We start from the raw sequence: 21,296 nt of genomic DNA on the forward strand, positions 1-21,296 counted from the left end.
CCTCATGGCCATGAGCACCGAAATCAAGCCATTCCGCATCGACGTCCCCCAGGCCGACCTCGACGACCTGCACGAACGGCTGCGCCGTACCCGGTGGCCGAGCGAGATCCCCGGGCAGGGCTGGAGCAGGGGCGTGCCGCTGGACTACCTCAGAGGCCTGGCCGACTACTGGCTCAACGACTTCGACTGGCGGGCCGCCGAGGCCGAGCTCAACGCCCACCCGCAGTTCATCACCGAGATCGACGGCCAGATCGTGCACTTCACGCACATCCGCTCGGCCAGGCCCGGCGCGCTGCCGCTGCTGCTCCTGCCTGACAACCCCGGAGGCGTCATCTGGGCGCTGGACCTCCTCGAGCCGCTGTCGCGCGACTTCCACCTCGTGGTGCCGACCAACCCGGGCGTCGGCTTCTCCACCCCGCTCAGCGGCCCCGGCTGGGACGTGCCCAGGACCGCCGCCGCCTTCGCCGAGCTGATGTCCAGGCTCGGCTACGACAGGTACGGCACGGCCGGCGGCGGAGGCGGCGCGAACCTGTCACTCGAGCTCGTCCGGCAGGTGCCGGAACGGCTGGCCGGCATCCACGTCAACGCCTGGGTGGTCTTCCCCTCGCAGGATCCGGCGGAGATGGCCCTGCTCACCGAGGACGAGCAGCGGCGGCTGGCGGCCATGCAGCGCTTCCTGCAGGACGGGATGGGCTTCAACCAGATCATGTCGACCAGGCCGCAGACCCTGGCCTACGCGCTGACCGACTCCCCCGTGGGACAGCTGGCGTGGATCGTGGAGAAGTTCAAGGAGTGGACCGACGAGTCCGCCGAGCTGCCGGAGGACGCCTTCTCGCGCGACCGCATCCTGACCGACGTCAGCGGGCAGTGGTTCAACCGGGCAGGTGCCTCGACCGCGCACCTGTACTACGACGTCGGCCACGACCCGGGGGCGTACGCGCCCAAGCCGCGCGGGACGGTGCCCACCGCCGTGCTGCTCTCGCCGGGGGACGTCACGATCCGCCGCTTCGCCGAGCGGGCCGCGAACATCGTCCGCTGGACCGAGCTCGAGCGGGGCGGCGCCTACCTCGCGCTCGAGGCGCCCGACCTCGTGGCCGACGACATCCGCGCGTTCTACGGCTAGGGCCGGTTGTGGCGGCCACGGCCGAAGCCGCGGAAGACCAGGAAGACGAAGATCCACAGCGGCCAGATGTGCACGTGACCCGAGGTCAGCGACACCACCGCGACGCCCACGACCGCCAGCGCCACGATCGGCACCCACCACATCTGCTGGTTGGGGTTGCGCGGCGGCGGCGGGGGCGCCTCGGGCACGGGCTGCGGGCGGACGGCGGGCACGGGCAGGTCGTTGGTGAGCGCGCGCAGGTCGCCGAGCGTCTTCGCGGCGTAGGCCGAGGTGGACCGCTCGTCGAACTCCTCCAGGGTCAGCCTGCCCTGCGCGTAGTTCTCGCGCAGGGCCTCGGCGACCTTCTCCCGGTCCTCGTCCGATGCCCGCAGCCCGTTGTCTTGAAAGTCCTCCACGTATCCGATTCAACCTCTTCATCCGGCTTGATGGATCCACCCACGGGTGGAAGCTCATAATTCACCGGCAACTTATATAGGCTTGGGTCATGCACGCGTTCGACATCCTCGGGGATCCGGTGCGGCGCCGGATCCTGGAGCTGCTGGCCGACGGCGAGCTGTCCGCAGGGCAGATCGGCGCCGTGGTCCAGGAGGAGTTCGGCATCTCGCAGCCGGGGGTGTCGCAGCACCTGCGGGTGCTGCGCGAGAGCGGGTTCGCCACCGTGCGGGCGGAGGGCACCAAGCGGGTCTACGCCGCCAACCCCGAGCCGCTCAAGGAAGCGGACGAGTGGCTTGATCGCTACCGGGGGTTCTGGCGGCAGCGCCTTGACGCGCTGGGCACGGAGATCGCCAGGGGGAGGCGTTCGAGACAGTGATCCGGTGGACGGAGGCAGGACGGCAGCACGAAGCGCCCTGGCGCTCGGCCCTCGGCGCCCCACCGCCGAAGGACGTGGTCGTCGCCGACGACCGGATGCCCGCCGCCACCGCCTACCGTCTGGCCTGCGAAGGCACCGCCCTGCTCTGGCGCGGCGACTTCAACAACGCCCGCCAGTTGCTGGCCGCCATGGGCCACCGCTGCAAGCACGCCCCGCCCGGCTCGGGCTTCCACCGCCACCGCCAGGCCCAGGCGCAGCGCGCTCACACTCTCGGCATGCTGCTGATCCCCTTCGAGGCGGGCAACCTCATCCCGCTGCGCAGGGCTCCCGACGTGCGGCAGGCCTGCGCGGAGGCCTATGCCGGCCAGGGTCCCGCGGTCGGGCCGCTGCGCGAGCTGCTCGGCGTGATCGGGGCGCACGAGTGGCGCCGCCGCGGCGTCGAGGTGCCCGCGCTCGGCGACCGCATCCACCCGCACTACGGCGTCTTCTCCCCCATCCGCGGCGAGTACGTCGACCTGGTCGCCCAGGCCCCGCTCCCTGCCACGGACACCGCCTTCGACCTCGGCACCGGTTCGGGCGTGCTGGCGGCCGTCCTGGCCAGGCGCGGCGTCGAGCACGTCGTGGCCACCGACCTCGACCCGCGCGCGATCGCCTGCGCGTGCGACAACCTCACCCGCCTGCACCTGACTGGCCAGGTGGAGGTACGGCAGGCCGACCTCTACCCGCCGGGCAGGGCCGGCCTCGTGGTGTGCAACCCGCCGTGGCTGCCCGCCAAACCCGTCTCCCTCCTGGACCAGGCCGTCTACGACCCGAAGGGCCGCATGCTGCACGGCTTCCTGGACGGCCTGGACGACCATCTGGAGCCTGGCGGCGAAGGCTGGCTCGTCATGTCGGACCTGGCCGAACAGCTGGACCTGCGCGCCCCCGGCGAGCTGGAGGCCGCCATCGCCGCGGACGGGTTCAAGGTCGTCGACCGGCTCGACACCAGGCCGCACCACCCGCGTGCGGAGGACGAGGACGACCCGCTGAGCGCGGCCCGCGCGGCGGAGACCACGTCCCTGTGGCGGCTCAGGCGCTGAAAGCGCGGCGGTAGGCCGACGGCGACGTGCGCATGGCGCGGGTGAAGTGGTGGCGGAACGTCACCGGGCTGTCGAAGCCGACCGCGGCGCCGATCTCCTCCACCGGCGCCTGCGACGACTCGAGCATCGGCAGGCTGGCGGCCACCCGCTGCGCGATCACCCAGCGCAGCGGGCTGGTGCCCGTCTGGCGTTTGAAGTGCCGGATGAACGAGCGCTCCGACATGCGCGCCTCGCGCGCCAGCCGGGCGACCGTCAGCGGCTCGGCCAGGTTGCCGAGCGCCCAGGCCATCGCCCTGGCCACGCCGTCGTCGCCGCCGGGCGGCGGCACCGGGGCCTCGATGAACTGGGCCTGCCCGCCCTCCCTGTGCGGCGGGATGACCAGCCGCCTGGCCACCGCGTTGGCCACCCTGGCGCCGTGGTCCCTGCGCACCAGGTGCACCAGCAGGTCGAGCCCGGCGGCGCTGCCCGCGCTGGTCAGCACGTCGCCGCCGTCCACGTAGAGCACCGACGGGGTCACCCGGACCGCGGGGTAGCGGCTGCGCAGCAGGTCGGCGTACTTCCAGTGGGTGGTCGCCTCGCGGCCGTCCAGCAGCCCGGCCGCCGCCAGTGCGAACGCTCCCGAGCAGATCGACACGATCCGCGCGCCCCGCCCGTGTGCCGTCCTCAGCGCCTCGACCAGCTCGCCCGACACCTCGTCACGCACGTCGGCCACCCCGGGCACGATCACCGTGCCGGCCGCGGCCAGCACGTCCAGCCCGTGCTCGGCCCGCATCGTGAAGCCGCCCACGACGCGCAGCGGTTCCGCCGTCTCGGCGCACACCGACAGCGTGTACCAGGGCACGTCCAGCTCCGGCCGCGGCAACCCGAAGATCTCCACGACGCAGCCCAGCTCGAACGGGGCCATCCCGTCGAACGCGAGCACCGCCACGGACGGCAGGCGACCAGGCATCAGCATGCCCGCATGCTATTCGGCCGCCTGAGAGCGCTCTGTACGGCGGGCGGCCCGGGACCGTGGTGCCCGCAGCACGTCGCGCCCTGCGAGCGGCCCGGGACCGTGGTGCCCGCTGGACATTGCGCCGTGGCGGCGGGCAAGTGTCACCGACTCGCCGGAAGTGCCGGTCGCGGGCCCCCGGCCGGAGTGCGGCGGGCGGGCGGGGGCGGCGGCTCGCCGTACAAGATCACTGTAAAGATCGGGCCCTGTACGGCGGGCGGCCGGTGGGGCGGCCTGCCGTCCCGGCATCATGGGGCGCATGAACGAGATGCTGCCGATGATGCGGCGCGCCGCCGAGCGGACCGGCGCGCTGACGCGGGGCCTGAGCGAGGAGCAGCTGGCGCTGCCGACCCCGTGCGAGAGCTACGACGTGCGGGCCCTCATCGCCCACCTGGAGTGGGCGGCCGAGAATTTCGCGTCCGTGGCGTCCGGCGGCCAGATGATCCCGCGCGATGAGGAGTACCACGGCGACTTCCCCGAGCGGGCCGCGCGGATGCTGACCGCCTGGGAGCGTCCCGAGGCGTGGGAGGGCGTCAGCCCGGGCATGGGGCTGCCGATGCCCGTGCTGGCCAACATGGCGCTGGTCGACATGGTCGCGCACGGGTGGGACCTGGCCGTGGCCACCGGGCAGGACTACGAGGTGGACGAGGAGACCGCGGCGGTCTCGCTGGCCTTCACCGAGAAGATGGCGCCCATGGGGCGGCAGCGGGGCGCGTTCGGCGACCCGGTCGAGGTGCCCGAGGACGCGGCCACGCTGCACCGGCTGCTCGGTGTCATCGGCCGCGATCCCTCGTGGAGATAACGAATCGGGCCCAGCCAGGAATCAATCCGTAATTAACCCGCTTTATCACGATGGGGCGGAAATAACGGTTCGATGTTGGGCATTACGCGTTGATCGCGGTTTGTGCTCGCTTGAGTCTCCTGCCCGGCTTTCTTCGTGTCGAGGACCGTCCTACGACATGGAGGTGTGAAGACGATGAAATTTCGTCCTTTAGCCATCACTGTCGGAATGACGGCGGTCATCGTGCTGGCCGCCTGCGGAGGCCCCGGATCGAGCGGGGACTCCGCGCAGAAGGCCCCGGGGCAGCACAACAGCCTTCCGCAGCCCTCGGCCGCGGCGACGAACGCCGAGCAGGACACGACCCAGGCGCAGATCTCGACGTTCGCCCTGGACGTGGACACCGCCTCGTACGCCTACGCCGGCCGTACGCTCAAGGAAGGGCGCAGGCCCGAGGCGGGACAGATCCGTCCCGAGGAGTTCGTCAACGCCTTCAGGCAGGACTACCCACAGCCGGCCGACGACGGCTTCACCGTGCAGGTCGACGGGGCGCGGATGAGCGGGAGCGAGGCGATCCTGCGCGTGGGGCTGCAGACGCGCGCCTCCGAGAACGCGGCGCGGCGACCGGCGAATCTCACGTTCGTGGTGGACGTGTCGGGGTCGATGGCGGAGCCAGGGCGGCTCGATCTGGTCAAGCAGGCGCTGCACACGCTGATCGGGCAGCTGTCGCCGGGCGACGAGGTGTCCATCGTGTCCTTCAGCGACGAGGCCAGGGTCCTGGCGTCGATGACGCCGCTGGCCGCGAGCGCCGACCTGCACGCGGCGGTGGGCCGGCTGGCCATCGAGGGGAGCACGAACCTGGAGGCAGGGCTGGTCACCGGCTACCAGGAGGCGGCCAAGGCGTTCCGTCCGGCCGCCACGAACCGGGTCATCCTGCTGTCCGACGGGCTGGCCAACCAGGGGCAGACCGAGTGGCAGGCCATCCTGGACCGGGTCAAGGAGTACGCGGGTCGGCAGATCGCACTGCTCACGGTCGGGGTCGGGCGGGACTACGGTGATCAGCTCATGGAGCAGCTGGCCGACCACGGCGACGGCGCGGCCGTCTACGTCAGCACCCAGGAGGAGGCCGACAAGATCTTCGCCACCCGGCTGCCCGCCACGATCGAGCTGCGGGCGCGCGACGCCAAGGCGCAGGTGGTGTTCAACCCTTCGGTGGTCGAGAGCTACCAGCTCATCGGGTACGAGAACCGGGCGCTGTCGGCCGAGGAGTTCCGCGACGACAGCCGCGACGGGGGCGAGATCGGTCCCGGGCACTCCGTCACCGCGCTGTACTCCGTACGGCTCAAGCCAGGGGCGCGCGGGCAGCTCGCCTCGGCGACCGTGCGCTGGCAGGACCCCGACACGCGCAACCCGTCCGAGGCGAGCAACGCGATCGAGGTGAGCAAGCTGTCGGACTCGATGTGGGCCTCGACGCCGGTACGGCTGCAGGTGGACCTGGTGGCCGCCGCGTTCGCGCTGCAGCTGCGCGACGGGAACGCCTACGGGATGGACCTGGCCACGCTGGGCGAGCACGCCCGGCGGCTGGCGAGCGCGTCGGAGGATCCCCAGGTGGGCGAGCTGGCCGACCTGATCGTGCGGGCGCAGGCTATCCCGTGATCGGGACGCCGCCGCTGTCGCGGTAGTAGAAGTCGTAGAGCGCCTGGGCGAACTCGTCCTTGGCCAGCAGGCCGTCGCGGTTGACGTCGAGGCGCTCGAAGGCCTTGCGGGCCGTCTTGCCGACCACGTCGTAGGCCGCCCACAGCCTGGCGTACTCGGCCTTGGACAGCTTCTCGTCGCCGTCGGTGTCGAGCGCGTCCCACAGGGCGTCGCCGATCGGCCACACGATCCGCGCCACGAACTCCAGGCGGTCGGGGGCCCTGGTGGCGTGGCGGACGTAGGCCTTGCGGCTGATCCTGCCGAAGTGGTCGGTGCCGATGGCGGCCACGGCGTTGAGCCAGGCCTGCTCGTAGGCCTTCAAAACGCGGGCGCGGTGGGGGTCGACGATTCCCAGCCGGTCGCAGACGGATCTGGCCACGACCGCCATGTCCTCTCGATCCAGATAGCCGTCGTGGCCCATATCACTGGTATCGAAGGCGTTTCCGGCATTGCGCGCATGAGAATTCATGTCCCACCCCGCTGAAACATTCCCGCATCATGGTGTTCATCGACCCCAATGCCTGTCAACCGGATTGTCAGAATTCCTTGCCCCGCTACGGGAAATACCGGGAGCATTCCGGCGAACAGCAAATTTGCCATCGGCATGGGCTTCGGATAGCAGAACAGCGAGGATCTCGTTCCCAGAATCGACGGGCTGTCGAGCACGAGCGGAAGCTCCGCCAGCAGGAACGGCACGGCGCTCGCGACCTGCTCCCCCGACGGGCTCGGCGCGTCCACGATCGGCGCGACCGCGGTCACGCAGTGCTCGCGGAACGCGGAATCCTCGCGGAACAGCCGCTCCATCTCGCCCCGCAACCGGGCGTAGGCGGGCTGGCCCATCAGATCCGTCCAGCTGAACACCCCCACGCCACGCAGATCCAGGCCGTCCAGCGCCCGCACCACCCGGTTACGGGTGTTGTTGATCTCCTCCCTGGCCTTCTTCCGCGCCCGCTGCGGCGAATACCCCCGGGCCACCAGCGTCCCCGCCAACTCCGTGCCCGGCACCAGCACGTCCACCCGGTCGAACTCGGCGCCCGCCCACCGCAGCAACTCGGCCAGCACCGGGACGCTGAAGAACCCGTTCAACGCCGACACCCCGAGCAGCGCGTGCTCCCTCCGCTCGAAGATCCGCCCACACCTGGCGGTCAGAGGGGTCGCCTCGATCAATCCCATGCCACGGACAGTAGCAACGCCACCACCCTCCGCGAGCGGCCAGAGGGGTGCCCCGGGTCGGCTAGACTTGAGCACGTATCACGGGGCTATGGCGCAGTTGGTAGCGCGCCTCCATGGCATGGAGGAGGTCTGGGGTTCGAATCCCCATAGCTCCACCCAAGACGTGTTACTCGAACACCCCTCTTCGAGGGCGGAAGCGAGTAGCGCGGAAGATTGAGGAACGGCGGTGTCCTTCGGGACACCGCCGTTTCTGCGTTGGACGTGCAGGAGCGGGGCGATGGGCTCTGTAGGGTCGTCGGCGCTGACATCGGGCGTGCGGTCGGCGTTGTCGGCGTCGATGTAGAGGCGCGTGAAGAACGCTTGGTTGAGCAGGCGTCGGGCGGTCTCGTTGGCGGTGCCGTACAACTCGTGGGGGTTGCTCAGGAGATTCAGCACGGTCGTGAGTGCTGTGCGTCCCTGGTCGAGGTCGGGATGTTCGCTACGGGAGAGCTTGGCTTCGAGGGTGGAGCGCTCGTCGCGGATGGCGCGTAGGCGCTTGGCGATCTTTTCGCGTGGCCAGTCAGGGTCGCCGATCAGGTCGAGAAACTGGTCTTCCCTGCTGTCGAGCTTGGCAAGCTGTTTCTTGATCTCGATGCGAAGCGCTTCGCCGGTTGCGGAGTTGTCGGCGAGGGCGGCGTCCATGCGTGCAGTGATGCGTTCGCGTAGCTGTGCAGGGACGGCGAGGGTGGCGTAGTGGTGGGCTACTGCCTCTTCCACATCGTGGATGGGGAGGTAGGGGAGGTCGCAGGTGCGGTCTTGGCGGCCACGGCACATGTAGTACAGGTACTGGGTGCCGTTCTTGCTCCTGCCAGGCATGATGACCAGGCGATGCTTGCTGCGATGGCACCAGATCGAGCCCTTGAGGTAGTGGTGGTGCTTGCGGGCGCGGATGCCCGCCCCGTGCTCGTTGAACAGCACCTCTTGGACGCGGTTGAACAGGTCGGGGGCGATGATCGGTTCGTGGCGGCCCTGGTATTCGACGCCTTTGTGTGTGATGTGGCCGAGGTAGTACCGGTCCTGCAGCATGGTGCCGATCTTGTGGATGGAGATCTGTGCGCCTGCGGGGTGGCGTTTGGTGGGCTTCATGCGGAGCCCGGCGTCGGTGAGGGTGTCGCGGATGGATTCGTAGTCGTGGGTGCCGGTGGCGTACAGCTCGAAGGCCAGGCAAATGAAGGGGGCGCGCTCGGGGTCTACGGCTACGGTGCGGATCTCGCGTCCTTCAAAATGGTCGCGCACGTTGAGGTAGCCGATCGGGGCGCGGCCCAGGGTGCCACCATGCATGGCTTTCTGGCCCATCTTGTAGGCGATGTCCGCCCCGGATGCTTCGGATTGGTACTGGTTGACCGCGTCTAGGACTGTGGCCACCATGTTGCCGACTGCGGTGTCCTCGGTGTAGTCCATGATCGAGATCATCTGAGCGCCCGCTGTACGCAGGTCCCGTTTGGTGATCGCCGCGTCGATCGTATTGCGGTGCATCCGCGAACGGGCGTAGACGATGACGTAATCGACATCGTGTTGGGCTTTGATCCTGGCCATCATCTGCTGAAACGCAGGGCGATTGCTCACGGTCTTGGCGGTGCGCCCTGGTTCGATGTATTCCTCGACGATCTCGGCGTTCAGGTCGGCGGCGGTCTTTTCGGCTTTGGCGCGCTGCGCGGGGATGGAGATGCCCTCGGGGTCATAGTCGTTATCAACCTGGCCGCGTGTGGAGACACGAAGGTACAGTACGGCGCGCTTGGTCGGTGTGGGGGTGTTCATGGGCACTCTCCCTTCGGGGTGGTGTTGGCGGCGATAATCGCGTGTATGTCTGCGATGGCCTGATCGGGAAGGTCATATTCCGTCCGTAGGAGAGTGTCGAGGTCGGTAAGTGGTCCCTCAATGCCCGCGCGGGCGAAGACCTCTGCCGGGTTGAGGTCGAGTGCGCGGGCCAGTTGCATGAGGTTGGCGGCGGACGGGCGTTCGACCTCGTCGTTGATGATGCGATAGAGGGACGACAGGGGTAGGCCGGTGGTGCGGGCCAGGTGGCGCAGGCTATGTCCGGCTTGGACGCGGGCGGCTTCGAGGTAGCGGCCCAAGCTGTCGGTCATTCGAGGCTCCGTGGTGGGGGTGGATCTCCACCATACGCCGACTGTTCCGATTTTGTAGCACTCGTGTGAGATTCGATCTCGGCTAAGTCCCGTGCGATCAGTGCGAGCGCCTGAGCCAGTAGGTCGGAGTCGATGCTCTTGCGTTGATTGCCGTGAACTCTGATGTGTGTCAGGCATCACCACCTCCTTGGATTGAGCCAAGGGCGGCTCCTCTCCGGTCGCGCGGGGTTCGGCTGCGCGACCGTGAACGTGATTACAGACTGTGATTGTCTAGCGGCTTGTCTAATCGTCTGATTGGGCCCTTACGCGCAGACGCGCGTGAGACGTTAGACAATTAGACGATTACGGAGGGTCCACGCTTTCGATGCGCCAGTGGCCACGACTGACTTGGCGAACCCTCCCGTCACGGTCGAGTTGGCCGAGCCGCCAGTAGACCCAGGGGCGGCTCATTCCGGTCTGGCGCATGAGTTCGGGCACGGTGATGCCGCCGTCTGGTGCATCCTCCAAGGCTGCTGTGAGGGCACTGTCCGCGCCCTCCGAGCCGTCCGGGCGGGCATGCCGAGCGAGGGTTCGTACATCGGCAGGCAGAGGCTCTGGGGTCGTCTCGGCTGCGCGGTCCAGTGCTACAGCTGACACTTGGTCGAGCTGTGGGCGGTGAGGTGCGTGCTGGGTGGCGGTTCGTTGTACGCCGTTGTCGTCGAGGAGGTAGGTGCGGGCGCGGCGTGGGGTGTCGTGTTCGGGGGCGGAGATCAGGAACTTGCCTGGGGCGTCGAGGCGGTGGGCGTGCCACCCGGCCTTGAGCATGCCTTGTCCGAGGATGAGGTCCACGTCGCGTTGTTCGCGGACGCGGCACGCGATCCTGACGTCCATCTGCGAGCGGACGGCACCCTTGCCCATGGCCTTCTGGGAGGGGCGTTGGGTAGCGGCCACGAGTTGCACCGCCACGGCGCGGCCGCGCCGGGCGATCGAGTCGGCGTGCCGTACCGCGTCCGGGGCTTCGTCGACGAGTTCGGCGTACTCGTCGACCAGGATGATCAGGGCGGGTGCGTCCGGGGTGGGTTGCCAGGTGCGTTGCCCTTGCTGGGCCATGTGGTCGGCGCGTCCGTCGAGGATGGCCACGGCGTCGGCGAACAGGGCGTCGGCTTCCTGGGGGGTGGTGGCCAGCCGGTCGAGGCAGGCTGCCCAGGGTTGCAGTTCCATGCCGCGTTTGAGGTCAACGCCCCAGATGATCGCGTCGGGGCAGGCGGTGAGTTCGCCGAGCAGGACGTTGACGGTGCCAGACTTGCCTGCCCCTGCGATGCCGCCGATGAGGGCGTGACGGCGCAGCAGGGACACGCGTACCGGGCTTCCGTCTTCGAACAGTCCGAGCTTGGCGGGTTGGGTGATGGAGGTGATGGACGGTCCTGGCCAGGTGATGGCGTCGGCGTGGGGGTCGGTCTCGATCACCCGGACGTCGGCGCGGTTGGCGTGCTTGGTCGGCACCGGTTGAACCCGGATCGCGCCGCGTCGGGAGCCGAGCGCGGATTCCAGGTTGGGGATGCGGTTGACCGCGTCCTCGACCGTCTGGCCGCGCCCCAGGGCCAGCCGGAAGCGGTAGCCCCACAGGTCCACCATCGCCGACTGGATGCGTGAACCCGCCAGCCCGACCGATTCGGCGATGTCCGGCCAGGCCGCCAGGGTGCGTTCGACGCGGACGCGGGCGCGGCGGCGTCGGTGGGCCCACCAGGGCACGGCCAGCAGCACGCCACCGATGCCGAGCACAGCGGGCAGTGGCCAGCTGAACGGTCCCATCAGGGTGCCGGCGGCCAGCCATGCCCCGGTGAACGCCGTTGTGATGGCCGCGTAGCCGCGTTCGATGGGGCGCGTGAGGTTGACCCAGCGACCCCACAGCGCGAGCGCCCCCGCCACCAGGGCGGTCATGGTCAGGACAGCGGGCCACCAGGAGGAGTAGGCGCGGTGCAGGATCCACCCGCCGATCAGGCACAGCATGGCCAGAGTGAGAGGGGCGAGTTCGGAGCGGTAGCGCCACAGCGCACGCCCGATGGCCACGATGATCACAGGTGCGAAGTCGAGATCATCGGTGATCGAGGCGATGGGCTGGACGCCGTAGCGGCGCATGCGGCGGGCGTTGCGCCGCATCTGGTAGCGGGAGGTGCGGTGGCGGGGGTTCATCGGCCACCACCGCCCATGTGCGTCTGGGCGTGCAGTTCGTCGCGGATGTAGTACAGCGGGTCGTGTTCGCCGTCGTGGTGGGCGGCCAGGGTGGCGCGGATGGCGGCGATCAGGTTGGCCCGCTGGTAACGGGCTGCGGCCAGGGCGGTGCGCAGGCGGTCTATCTCGTTGATCAGGGTGGGGGTGTCGGCCAGAGCGGCGAACAGGTGCCGCCACATGTCGTCCAGGGCGGGGGCGGACTTGGCGAATGCCGCCAGCAGCTCGACGGCGGTGGTGTTGCGGTGGGCGGCTCCTTGCAGGTCAGCGTAGGGATATGGGTGGGAGTGGGTCATTAGGCATCACCTTCCTCAGTGGCCGGTGATCCAGGTCAGGGTGGCCTGGATCACGCGGCGGATGTCGGGGGCAAGGGTGGTGGCGGCCAGCAGGAAGCCGAACACCAGGGCGGCGATGGCGTGCCACAGGCGCAGACCGAGGTAGCGCCAGGCGACGAACACCACCGCGCCGACCACGAGCACGAGAGGGATGGTCACGGTCACGGGGCTTCACCTTCTTTCGTCAGGTCGTGGGCTAGATGCCGTCGTGGCGGGCCTTGCGGCGGTGGTAGCGCCAGCGGGCGCGGCACTTGGCGCAGCGGTGGGTTCCGTTCTTGGCGGGGGCACCGCACAGGCACTGGCCTGTAGGGCCGATGGGCAGAGTTCGCATTGGGCCTCACCTCCTTCCAGGGCAGAGGGCGGACGGCGGGCAGTGGTGGGCGTAGGCACCGAGCAGGTTGCGTGTCAGGGCCTGCGCGCTGCTGGGGGCGGTGTCGAGCGTGCGGCGGTTGTCGTCGCGGTGGATCGAGATCACCAGGACCACGAACAGCGCCAGCGTTGCGGCGGCGAGAACCACCGCCAGTGCGACGATGAGGAGGGGGATGTCCATCGCTCACACCGCCTCGTCCGTGTCGGGGCGAACGGCGTCCTGGTAGGACCACCAGGCGCGGTGACGAGCCATCGCATCCGCCGTGATCACGACGACCTTGAAGGTGACCAGGCCGAACGTGAGCGTGGCGGTGACGTGCCCGTCCTGCACGTCCAGGGGCGTGTGCAACGCTGCGGCGATCTGCTCAACCGCAGCGATGGCGTCTGCTTCGGTCGTTGTCTCGTCGCCCGCGTAGCGCGGGTGCACCGAGATGGTCACGTCCCGGGGAGCCGGAACGTCGGGGCGACTCTCGACGAACTCAGCGAAGCGGCGGAGATCGGCGACGAGACGCCTGCGGTGGGAGCGCTTGAGGTTGTCCATGGAGATCACTTCCCTTCCGTTCTTGGCGACCTACGGATGCGAAGGTAGGTCTGAGGGAAGGGCTCGCCCCATCACGCGATGAGATCTTGCAGTGAGATCATTTGGATCATGCTGTGAGATGAGCGTGATCTCGCGGCGAGATAAACCGCAGGTCACAGCCGTGAACGCGAAGACCCCCGGCAGGATCGGGGAACGCGCGCTCTGGGGAACGCGGCCGATCCTGCCGGGGGCGTCTTGGAGAAGGGGGTACGGCAGCGCGGGATGTGTGGGCCCTTCCGGTCATCCCGGAACCGGAAGATCAACCGCGCTGCCGTACCCGTGGGATCCGGTGATGCGAAGGACGGGGGGCACTCCTCTCCGCCACAGTCAGGAGAGGATCACTCCGCTTCACCGGATCCGGTCTCGGGAGGGAGGAAGCCCTGCGGTAGATACCGCTCGATCACGGCTTGCCCGTCCAGATTGTCGAGAGCTTGCTGCCAAGAGCCGAAGAACCAAATGATCTCGTCGTAGACGTACTCGGGATCCAGTTGCTGCGGCCCCCAGCAACCCACCGCGCCAGGGATCACGAGAATCACGTGACAACCCCCTTGGTCGCCGCAGAGAGCGGATCGGTCGCGACCAACTCTGCATAGCGACGCTCAATGCGACGAGCAGCGCGCTCCGCGTCGGTCGCCGGGTGCCATGCATAGATCGGCCGTGACCGGTGAGTACTCCCCGCCGAACGCCACCAGAAGCGGTCGCCGTCAGTCCAGACGATCAAGCCGACGCACACCAATACGAGAGCGACCCCGAATCCGGCTTGCACATCGCTGACGATCCCGCGCTGTTCCAACTCGCGCTGTAGCTCTACGGCCGAATTGACCGGATTGATGGGGACGAACTTTGGTCCCTGTCTGCGCGGATCCATCCGTGCACCTCCCAGAGCTAACCGTCGTGCGCGGGATAGCCACACGAGCGCATGACCGACTCGATGTGCTGCTGCGAGGTTTCCAATCAGAAACGATCTGGCGAATCTCACCGCGATATCTCACGATGTGATGGACTGAAACACGCTCCCCAACTGAACCGCTGAACACCCGGAGTGCCGTATGGCCCTTGATCAGCGAGACATCACCGAACGGCTGGAACGCGCGTTCGTCCGTGAGGATTTCGAGCAGGCATGCGGACGGCGCGACGTGGGAGCGATCATCCGAATCCTGGCCAAGCACGGGGTCACCCAAGGTCAGATAGCCACGCTGACAGGAATTGCGCAGGGGCGTCTCAGCGAGTACAAAACGGGTAAAAGGATCCCACAGGCTGCATCCACGTTCGAGGCCATCGCGGACGGCCTGAACCTTCCCGGCGGGCTACGGCGCGCGCTGGGTCTGGCTCAGGAGCGTGATGGCGACATCGCTCATGCGATCAATGCGCGTGGAACAGAGATTGACACCTATGACCTTCAGTTGCTCGCGGAAGCAACCGGCAGGAGGGGTGAAGCAATTAAACGCCGCGAAATGCTCGACTTGATGGCGAAGATCGGTGCCGCTGCGGCAATTGCCCAGAACGATACGTGGCAGCGATTGACCTTTGCGATGACCAAGCCTTCTGCGATCGATGATTCAATCCTGCTTGAAATGAAAGCTCGGTCTGACGGATTTCATCGACTCGAACAACTCATACCTGCTGCGACCCTATTCAAGGGATTGACCGCGCATCTGCGCGAGTTGAGCAATCTGATCAACTCAATTCCAGTGGATCCGCGCAACGAGACTCGGAATCAACTTATCGTCATGGCGGGCGAGAGCAGTGTGCTAGCGGGTTGGATCGCGAGCGACATGGGCGACTCTGGCACCGCAAGGCATCTCTACACGGTTGCGGAAAGCGCGGCGCGTGAAGCCAATGACATGGGAATCGTCGCCTGCTCATATGGTTACAAGAGCTATATGCACGCCACAAAAGGCAACCATGGTCGCGCGCGAGTCATTCTCAAGGATGCGCTCGACCTCATGCCTACCTCTGACTCTCCTGGCACGACCGCCTGGCTTGCGGCCCGACATGCGGAAGAGAGTGCCGCGCTGGGCGATCGAGCACAAGCGTTGCGGTCATGGGGGCAGGCGGACGAGGTATTTCAAATGGCGGACACGGAAGAGGATCGAGTGTGGACTCGGTTCATCGATCGGCACAGGCTAGATTGCTTCCATGTCGCGATTCTCGCCGGGATAGGAAAGCTAGAAGAGGCACAGGAGGTGGCGCGGCAGGTAATGGCGCAACTTCCGAACTCCAACCGCAAAAGAGCCGTGATTCTTCTCCAGGACATCGCGTCTGCTCATCTGGCCCAGGGATCAATAAACGATGCGGCAGAACTGGCCAAGGAAGGGCTTGCCGCAATGCGAGAAACCGAACGTGGCCTCTGGCTTCCTAAGTTCGAGGCGCTAGGTCTTGGGTTGAGCCGGTGGCGCAAGCAGGCACAGGTTCAGGCATATCTGGAAGACCTTGCGATGACTAGACGTCAGCTTGCCGGGTCTCATCACTAATCCAGGTCAGATAGTCCGCACTACCGGCAGCGATTTCAATCGCGATAATCCCCGGTAGTTCATAATTGTGATGCGTTCTGATGTGCGCCTCAAGCATCGGGAAGCGCTCTTGCGTGGACTTGATGAGTATTTGCCACTCCTCCGTCTCAACGGGGCGGCCATCCCACCAGTAGAACGATGTATTGGGACCGATGACCTGCGCGGACGCGGCGAGGCGCGCCTGCACGACGCCCCTCGCCAATGAGACGGCGACCTCATGATCGTCGGTCGCGGTTAGGACGAGGACACGTCCTGTCATGCTCTGCTCCAGACTCGCCCCGGGTTGGCAAGGCAACGCAGTGATCTTTCCTCTCATACCCTATGCGGTGTCCTGTAGAGCGGCCACAAGGGCTTCAAGCTGGGCTCCCGTGTTCGAGTAAGCAGACATTAGGTCCACTCGGAGTACGGCGAGCTGTGGTCGCGCCTTTGGCGCTTCCCCATGGTCTCCTCGTCATTTTGCCTCGGGGGATAACCCCCGGACCCCCAGCGTCGGGCCAACGGGCCTCGCTTCGCTCGGGCGTATTCGATTTCACGCTTGCGCCGCATCGTTCTCGTGGCTGCGCTTCACCTGCGTCACATGGTTACGTGGCTGCGCTTGCGCTTCGTGCGATCGGCTCAGTCGTTGCTTCCAGTCGGGTCGCAGCCCTGACCCCTGCAGGGCCTTCGCTCCGCTCGGACGTACTTGATCTCCCGCTTGCACCACATCGGTCACGTGGCTGCGCTTGCGCTTTGCGCGATCGGCTGGGGCGTTGCCTCTAGTCGGGCCGTAGCCCCGACCCCTGCAGGGCCTTCGCTTCGCTCGGACGCCTCTCATTACACGCTTGCGCCCCGGCGGGATCGGCGGTTTCCAGGGATCGTCGCAACACGGAATGTGTTGCGACGATCTTGGGGATCGCTGGTGGAGGTTCCGGTAGGAGAACGCTGAGAACATGACGCCCTCCTGCAGGTGGATCTTCGGCGACTACTACCGGAACTTCTGCTGCTCAGCCCTGGTTTCGCTGCCATCCCGTCGGCACGGTGAGCGTCAGCCTCGCTGGCCGGGGCGGTCGACGATCACCGATGACAGCAGGGCTGTGCTCCACACCGTGCCCTTGCGAACGGTGGGTTCGTCCTCGCCGAGCAGGAACTCGTCGCGCAGCCAGACCGTCCGCGTTCCCAGGTAGCGGTAGGTAGCCCGGTCGAGGATGTCGTACCTGCGGTAGGCCGTGTCACCGTTTCCCTCCCGCCAGATGCCCAGGCCGCTGCGACCCGCCGCGTCGCTCACGCCCTGCTCGATGTGGACGCCGGGAATGAGCGCCAGCGCGCGGAACAGGCTCGCCTCCAGCCGTGGTGGCATCGAGCCGTACCTGCTGAGGTAGAGCATGATCACCCCATAGGCGCGGTCGGCGTCGGGGCCTGCGCTCTTGGGGACGCCCTCCTCGTTGGGGTAGTCGATCCAGTGACGATCGGCTGTGACCTTGGCCAGCAGCTTCCTCGGATTGGTCGGCAGCTCGCGAAGCTTGGCGTCGTACTGCTGCGGCGACAGGTCGTCATCACCCGGATCTGGGGGAACGTCTCTGATGATCAGCTTGCCTTCCTCCTGACCGAGGCGGGCGCGACCCAAATAGGCGCTCTGTTTGCCGTCGTAGCGCATCCATCCCTCACGGGTCCTGACCGTGTCCGAGTTCGGCTGCTTGTCCAGGGTCTTGGTGTAGTGCCACTGCGTCGGCAGGGGCACCTGGGCGCTTTTGCGCCTGCCCGCCACTTCGGCGGCGTGGGCGAGCACCACGTTGGAGTCGAGCTGGACGACCGGCGGCGTGTTCGCCGGGTTCGGGGCAGGCGGTTCGGGCCGCAGGGTGATCACGGCGAGTGCGGCGGCGGCTCCCAGCGCTCCGACCATGAGCAGGCGGCGCCCCAGTGTCCGCCCGCGCCCCCGGATCCGCGTCAGCAGCCGCCGGCGCTGCGGGATGATCCATTCCTGGCCCGGCTCGGGGATCTCGGCGCGCCACTCGCGCAGCGATCGCAGGTCATCATCCATCGAAGGACTCCTGTTGGGTAGCCACCGGGTGGGATCCGCCGAGCGCTTGGCGCGTCTTGGCTCTGGCCCGGTGCAGGCGGGATGCGACGGTTCCGGCCGGGATGCCCAGCGCGCGGGCCACATCCTCATACGACATCTCAGCCCAGGCCACGAGTAGCAGCACTTCCCGGTCACCGGGTGACAGCTTCGCCAGTGCCGCCGCCAGCCCGGCCTGCTGGGCGGCGACCCGGTCGTCGACGCGTTCGGTGTATGGCTCGGTGATCTCATCGACGCCGCTGCGGACCAGCGCCCGGTAGAGGCGGATCTCCACCCGCCGATGCCGGCTGATGAGCCGGGCGGCGATGCCATACAGCCAAGGCCGCGCGTCGGGGTGGCTCGCGTCGTAGCGGTGGCGGCGCCGGAAGGCGGCCAGGAAGGCATCGGAGACGATGTCGTCGGCCAGCGAAGGCCCTAGCCGCCGGGCGACATAGCGCCGCAATGCGGGCGCGTGCCGGTCGAAGAGGTCGGCGAAGACCTCCGGGGCGCGTTCCGAGCGCCGGATCAATTCGGCGTCGTCGGCCCTGCCGGATTCTTCGGCGATCACATGGTGCTCCCGTCCTTGCGCAATGGTTCGTCGGCTTTCGCCCGTACAACCACCGCGAATTCACGCTATGAGATGTGATCTGTGTCACTTAGCGTCATCAGGTCGGGTCGGACACAGAATGCCGGGTGCGGCAGCGTGCATCGGCGAGCGCGCCAACGCCCTGCGCACCGTCACCTGCAAGCTCTGTGCCGGGCGCAGTCTGGCCCCTTGGCACATCGGAAAGATCACTCAGGCCGCACTCGTCCTACTCGGCCGCCCTGGATTGAAATGTGAAGCTCAGCGCCTGGGTCAGCCGCCAGTTGAGTGTCTTTCGTTGAGTTCAGCGGCGACGGCGCCGAGCTGCTCGCGGGTGTGAACCGACAGGTCGGTGCCCTTGGGGAAGATCGTTCAAGCTGAGCCGACAGTGTGGCCATGGTCTCCACCAGGGCGTCGCGCATTCTTTTTCGCCTTGTTCGGCGCCAAGCCGTGCGCCACCGCTTCCCAGTGCGGCAGTTGATTTCGAACTCCATCGCACTCCCCAGGCTGGGGTGTTGCGACGACCGCCATCGTGGTGGGGTTGGGGACCAGCGCTCGTACTGGTCAGCCGTTCCTGCTGGTCAGTTGTCTCCGAGTGCCAACTTGATGCCGAAGCCGATGAGTACGGTGCCGGTGATCGCGTCGATGACCCGCTGCACCGAGCTGCGGTTCAGCCACCGGCGGACGAGCTGGGTGCCGAATATCAGCGCGCTGAACCAGACCAGCCCCTCCAGGTCATGCACGGTCGCCAGGACGACCCCCATCAGCAGATGCGGGGCGTCGGTGGGGATGAACTGGGGCAGCATCGCCATGTAGAAGACGCCGTTCTTCGGGTTCAGCAGGCTGGTGCCCAGCCCGCGCGCCCAGGACCGTGCCCACGTCGCCTCCGCGGCCGTGGCTCCCGCTCCGTCCGCCGCATCCCCCGACACGGGCCGGCCGCGCTCCTTGATCGTCCGGCGGAGCATGCCGATCCCCAGCCACGCCAGGTACCCGGCACCGACCACGCGCAACGCGTCGTACAGCAGATGGGATGCCGTGAGCACCGCCGAGGCACCGACCGCGGCGGCCACGCCCCACACGAGCACGCCGCAGAGGATCCCCAACGCCGTCGCGAAGGCCCGGCGCCTGCCCAGGGTGATGGCGGAGCGTAGCACCAGAGCGGTGTCCAGTCCCGGCATGATGGTCAGCATGCCTGCCACTACGGCAAAAGAGGCGATAGCAGAGAAAACGGTCATGCGGCCATCCTGAAGCCGCGGCCGCGATGACGTCCAATGCGGTCTGCTTCACTGCGCATCAGCAGGACTGATGCCGCTGCTCGCTCGGCGCTTCGCCCCTGGGAGTCGGCCGCTCCCTCGGTTGTCTCCGGCTTGGCACAACCGGTCAGCGGAGGCCCTTGCCACTCAGCGCCGGGCGGTCGGGAAGGTATCGATGTCGGCAAGCTCCTTGCGTAGGCGTTCAGCACGGTCCGCCAGCACCACTCGCCGCCGCATCACCCACACCAGCCCGCTGACCAGCGACTTCAGATTGGAAAAGGCTCACATAACGCCTGTGAGGCGCTCTCCCCTCGCCCGTCCACCTCGACGTGCGCCGAGGTGGGATCACGACGATCACCGCCGAGCGCCGCGGCCGGATCGCCAACCGTCGGCGCAGGGCAGCCGCGGAGATCCCCATCTACAAGCTCGGATGTATTTGATCTCACGCTTGCGGCCTAGCGGATTCGTGGCTCGCTTCGCCGTATCGGGGAGCTCGCCTATTTCGTTGTGTGAAGCCATTCCTGCGAGCCGACCCAAAAGCTTCTGACGCCCAGCTGGTCCTGAATGTAGCGCGGCGAGGCACAGAGAGGCCGGCCGGGAGTCGTCAGGAAGAACGTTACCTGGCTTCCCTCTTCGTCGCTGACTTCATCGTAGACGAGCAGGCGATCCTGCTGCACGAGGCCCTTTAGCCTGGAGTCGGGGCGCAAGCGATATGTGGTCACCTTGCCGGAGCATCTATCGAATTTCTCCATTCGAGGCTCTTCGCCGCTGTCATAATTGATCCTCAATCGGTCAGCGCGCGCATACCATATCCTGGCGTACAAGGTAACAATTGCATTGTCGGGAGGCGTCGCCTCGAAAGGTATGCGGTAGGTGGTGGTGGCTTTCGCATCCACGATCGACCGGTCATCGATCGGCCGGGTGGCGATACAGCCCCTTTCCGCAGCTGTGATCGATCCGCGAAAGCATATCCTCAGCCCACTGGCCAGGACGATGGCGGCCACGTCACTCTTGTTGTGGATGGCATTCTCGACGACTCCGCGAATGCGCCCGCCGTCCGCGCTCTGGACGATCACTCGCGGTTCCATGCTCAACGACGTACTGAGCTGCGCGGGCAGAAACGACGTCTGATGCCAGAACTGCAAGGCCGGAAGAAGGGACAATGGCGCGAGCAGCGGCAGGGCCGACATCTTCCTGTGGCCAAGGCGATGCAGCACCCAGATGAGCAGCGCCGCGCCCGCGGTCGCGCTCAGGACAGCGAGCACAACGGGCCACCCTTTCACCGGAGGCCGGAGTGCCGCGAAAACAACGGACATACCAAGGACGAAGGAAACGGCCCCGCCGACTACGGCCGCCGGTCGGGCGATCCGCCACGGTGCCACCAGTATCAGCAACATCGCCAGAGGCAGCATCAAGCCTGTGGAAACCTGCAAGATGCGATCGAGCAGGAACGCCGACAGGGTCAGTGGATCATCGACCGGAACCTGCCAGAACAGGTAGGCCAACCAGGCGGCCGGCGCCAACAGCAGCAGGGCGACGAATCGAGGCCACGCCGAGGTGCACCGTGCCCAGAAGCGGCCCCATGTGGATCGCGGCATTTTGATTCCCCACGGTGTGGCGCTGTGTGTCATGAATACCCGCGATCCG

The 21,296-nt window shown here is 67.2% G+C and carries 25 protein-coding genes, 1 tRNA gene and 1 pseudogene; 7 read left to right on the forward strand and 20 right to left on the reverse strand.

Features of this window, described 5'->3' with window-relative positions; all coding sequences use genetic code 11:
* The first annotated feature begins 10 nt into the window (after positions 1-10).
* Complete coding sequence (locus KIK09_RS19250; RefSeq protein ID WP_214320570.1) at positions 11-1,123, forward strand: epoxide hydrolase family protein; 1,113 nt, start codon at positions 11-13, stop codon at positions 1,121-1,123.
* On the opposite strand, the gene KIK09_RS19255 is transcribed toward KIK09_RS19250, so the two are convergent.
* The gene (locus KIK09_RS19255) at positions 1,120-1,518 is read right to left on the reverse strand and encodes a DUF1707 SHOCT-like domain-containing protein (protein ID WP_214320571.1); all 399 of its coding nucleotides are present in this window, start codon (positions 1,516-1,518) and stop codon (positions 1,120-1,122) included. The genes KIK09_RS19250 and KIK09_RS19255 overlap by 4 nt on opposite strands.
* A gap of 89 nt (positions 1,519-1,607) precedes the next feature.
* On the opposite strand from KIK09_RS19255, the gene KIK09_RS19260 reads away from it, so the two are divergent.
* Both KIK09_RS19260 and KIK09_RS19265 read left to right on the forward strand, forming a co-directional pair.
* Positions 1,608-1,934, forward strand: a complete 327-nt coding sequence (locus KIK09_RS19260; protein ID WP_214320572.1) for an ArsR/SmtB family transcription factor — start codon at positions 1,608-1,610, stop codon at positions 1,932-1,934.
* Positions 1,931-3,013 carry a methyltransferase gene (locus tag KIK09_RS19265; protein ID WP_308164187.1) on the forward strand — a complete coding sequence of 361 codons (1,083 nt, stop codon included), beginning with the start codon at positions 1,931-1,933 and terminating at the stop codon, positions 3,011-3,013. The genes KIK09_RS19260 and KIK09_RS19265 overlap by 4 nt, the downstream gene beginning before the upstream one ends.
* On the opposite strand, the gene KIK09_RS19270 is transcribed toward KIK09_RS19265, so the two are convergent.
* Positions 3,003-3,968: a helix-turn-helix domain-containing protein gene (locus KIK09_RS19270; RefSeq protein WP_214320573.1), complete on the reverse strand. Its 966-nt coding sequence runs from the start codon at positions 3,966-3,968 to the stop codon at positions 3,003-3,005. The genes KIK09_RS19265 and KIK09_RS19270 overlap by 11 nt on opposite strands.
* Before the next feature lie 9 nt (positions 3,969-3,977).
* Positions 3,978-4,265 (reverse strand): hypothetical protein, encoded by a 288-nt coding sequence (locus KIK09_RS19275; RefSeq protein WP_214320574.1) that lies wholly within the window; start codon positions 4,263-4,265, stop codon positions 3,978-3,980.
* On the opposite strand from KIK09_RS19275, the gene KIK09_RS19280 reads away from it, so the two are divergent.
* Entirely contained in the window at positions 4,264-4,806 is a 543-nt protein-coding gene (locus KIK09_RS19280; protein ID WP_214320575.1) for a TIGR03086 family metal-binding protein, read from the forward strand. The genes KIK09_RS19275 and KIK09_RS19280 overlap by 2 nt on opposite strands.
* 207 nt (positions 4,807-5,013) lie before the next feature.
* The gene (locus KIK09_RS19285; RefSeq protein WP_250573256.1) at positions 5,014-6,438 is read left to right on the forward strand and encodes a vWA domain-containing protein; all 1,425 of its coding nucleotides are present in this window, start codon (positions 5,014-5,016) and stop codon (positions 6,436-6,438) included.
* Here KIK09_RS19285 and KIK09_RS19290 read toward each other — a convergent pair.
* Both KIK09_RS19290 and KIK09_RS19295 read right to left on the reverse strand, forming a co-directional pair.
* The gene (locus KIK09_RS19290) at positions 6,428-6,865 is read right to left on the reverse strand and encodes an EF-hand domain-containing protein (protein ID WP_214320577.1); all 438 of its coding nucleotides are present in this window, start codon (positions 6,863-6,865) and stop codon (positions 6,428-6,430) included. The genes KIK09_RS19285 and KIK09_RS19290 overlap by 11 nt on opposite strands.
* A 77-nt stretch (positions 6,866-6,942) precedes the next feature.
* Positions 6,943-7,650 carry a tRNA-dependent cyclodipeptide synthase gene (locus KIK09_RS19295; protein ID WP_214320578.1) on the reverse strand — a complete coding sequence of 236 codons (708 nt, stop codon included), beginning with the start codon at positions 7,648-7,650 and terminating at the stop codon, positions 6,943-6,945.
* An 82-nt stretch (positions 7,651-7,732) separates the two neighbouring features.
* Here KIK09_RS19295 and KIK09_RS19300 point away from each other — a divergent pair.
* Positions 7,733-7,805 (forward strand) — tRNA-Ala (locus KIK09_RS19300).
* A 637-nt stretch (positions 7,806-8,442) separates the two neighbouring features.
* On the opposite strand, the pseudogene KIK09_RS60610 reads toward KIK09_RS19300, so the two are convergent.
* The 10 genes and pseudogenes from KIK09_RS60610 to KIK09_RS19350 form a co-directional block, all read right to left on the reverse strand.
* Positions 8,443-9,447, reverse strand: a pseudogene (locus tag KIK09_RS60610) (recombinase family protein); the annotation flags it as partial.
* Positions 9,444-9,776 (reverse strand): helix-turn-helix domain-containing protein, encoded by a 333-nt coding sequence (locus tag KIK09_RS19315; RefSeq protein ID WP_214320579.1) that lies wholly within the window; start codon positions 9,774-9,776, stop codon positions 9,444-9,446. The pseudogene KIK09_RS60610 and the gene KIK09_RS19315, both read right to left, overlap by 4 nt.
* A 342-nt stretch (positions 9,777-10,118) precedes the next feature.
* The gene (locus tag KIK09_RS19320) at positions 10,119-11,948 is read right to left on the reverse strand and encodes a cell division protein FtsK (protein ID WP_214320580.1); all 1,830 of its coding nucleotides are present in this window, start codon (positions 11,946-11,948) and stop codon (positions 10,119-10,121) included.
* Positions 11,945-12,280, reverse strand: coding sequence for a hypothetical protein (locus tag KIK09_RS19325; RefSeq protein WP_214320581.1), 336 nt, complete (start codon positions 12,278-12,280; stop codon positions 11,945-11,947). The genes KIK09_RS19320 and KIK09_RS19325 overlap by 4 nt, the downstream gene beginning before the upstream one ends.
* A gap of 15 nt (positions 12,281-12,295) precedes the next feature.
* Positions 12,296-12,484 carry a hypothetical protein gene (locus KIK09_RS19330; RefSeq protein WP_214320582.1) on the reverse strand — a complete coding sequence of 63 codons (189 nt, stop codon included), beginning with the start codon at positions 12,482-12,484 and terminating at the stop codon, positions 12,296-12,298.
* 31 nt (positions 12,485-12,515) lie between these two features.
* Positions 12,516-12,650 (reverse strand): hypothetical protein, encoded by a 135-nt coding sequence (locus KIK09_RS59245; RefSeq protein ID WP_275956159.1) that lies wholly within the window; start codon positions 12,648-12,650, stop codon positions 12,516-12,518.
* A 6-nt stretch (positions 12,651-12,656) separates the two neighbouring features.
* Positions 12,657-12,869 carry a hypothetical protein gene (locus tag KIK09_RS19335; RefSeq protein ID WP_214320583.1) on the reverse strand — a complete coding sequence of 71 codons (213 nt, stop codon included), beginning with the start codon at positions 12,867-12,869 and terminating at the stop codon, positions 12,657-12,659.
* Between the two features lie 3 nt (positions 12,870-12,872).
* Positions 12,873-13,229, reverse strand: coding sequence for a hypothetical protein (locus KIK09_RS19340; protein ID WP_214320584.1), 357 nt, complete (start codon positions 13,227-13,229; stop codon positions 12,873-12,875).
* A 377-nt stretch (positions 13,230-13,606) separates the two neighbouring features.
* Positions 13,607-13,804, reverse strand: coding sequence for a hypothetical protein (locus tag KIK09_RS19345; RefSeq protein WP_214320585.1), 198 nt, complete (start codon positions 13,802-13,804; stop codon positions 13,607-13,609).
* Positions 13,801-14,136 (reverse strand): hypothetical protein, encoded by a 336-nt coding sequence (locus KIK09_RS19350; RefSeq protein WP_214320586.1) that lies wholly within the window; start codon positions 14,134-14,136, stop codon positions 13,801-13,803. The genes KIK09_RS19345 and KIK09_RS19350 overlap by 4 nt, the downstream gene beginning before the upstream one ends.
* A 181-nt stretch (positions 14,137-14,317) precedes the next feature.
* On the opposite strand from KIK09_RS19350, the gene KIK09_RS19355 reads away from it, so the two are divergent.
* Positions 14,318-15,742 carry a helix-turn-helix domain-containing protein gene (locus KIK09_RS19355; protein WP_214320587.1) on the forward strand — a complete coding sequence of 475 codons (1,425 nt, stop codon included), beginning with the start codon at positions 14,318-14,320 and terminating at the stop codon, positions 15,740-15,742.
* Here KIK09_RS19355 and cutA read toward each other — a convergent pair.
* The 5 genes from cutA to KIK09_RS19380 all read right to left on the reverse strand — a co-directional run bounded on the left by cutA (position 15,711) and on the right by KIK09_RS19380 (position 21,247).
* Positions 15,711-16,040 (reverse strand): divalent-cation tolerance protein CutA, encoded by a 330-nt coding sequence (gene cutA, locus KIK09_RS19360; RefSeq protein ID WP_214320588.1) that lies wholly within the window; start codon positions 16,038-16,040, stop codon positions 15,711-15,713. The genes KIK09_RS19355 and cutA overlap by 32 nt on opposite strands.
* 765 nt (positions 16,041-16,805) lie before the next feature.
* Complete coding sequence (locus tag KIK09_RS19365; protein ID WP_214320589.1) at positions 16,806-17,798, reverse strand: CU044_5270 family protein; 993 nt, start codon at positions 17,796-17,798, stop codon at positions 16,806-16,808.
* On the reverse strand, positions 17,791-18,381 hold the full coding sequence (locus tag KIK09_RS19370) for an RNA polymerase sigma factor (protein WP_214320590.1): 591 nt from the start codon (positions 18,379-18,381) through the stop codon (positions 17,791-17,793). The genes KIK09_RS19365 and KIK09_RS19370 overlap by 8 nt, the downstream gene beginning before the upstream one ends.
* Before the next feature lie 596 nt (positions 18,382-18,977).
* Complete coding sequence (locus KIK09_RS19375; RefSeq protein ID WP_214320591.1) at positions 18,978-19,631, reverse strand: LysE family translocator; 654 nt, start codon at positions 19,629-19,631, stop codon at positions 18,978-18,980.
* A gap of 515 nt (positions 19,632-20,146) precedes the next feature.
* Positions 20,147-21,247 (reverse strand): hypothetical protein, encoded by a 1,101-nt coding sequence (locus KIK09_RS19380; RefSeq protein ID WP_214320592.1) that lies wholly within the window; start codon positions 21,245-21,247, stop codon positions 20,147-20,149.
* Positions 21,248-21,296 lie beyond the last annotated feature (49 nt).

Source organism: Nonomuraea sediminis (genome assembly GCF_018531495.1).
Taxonomy (GTDB): Bacteria; Actinomycetota; Actinomycetes; order Streptosporangiales; family Streptosporangiaceae; genus Nonomuraea; species Nonomuraea sediminis.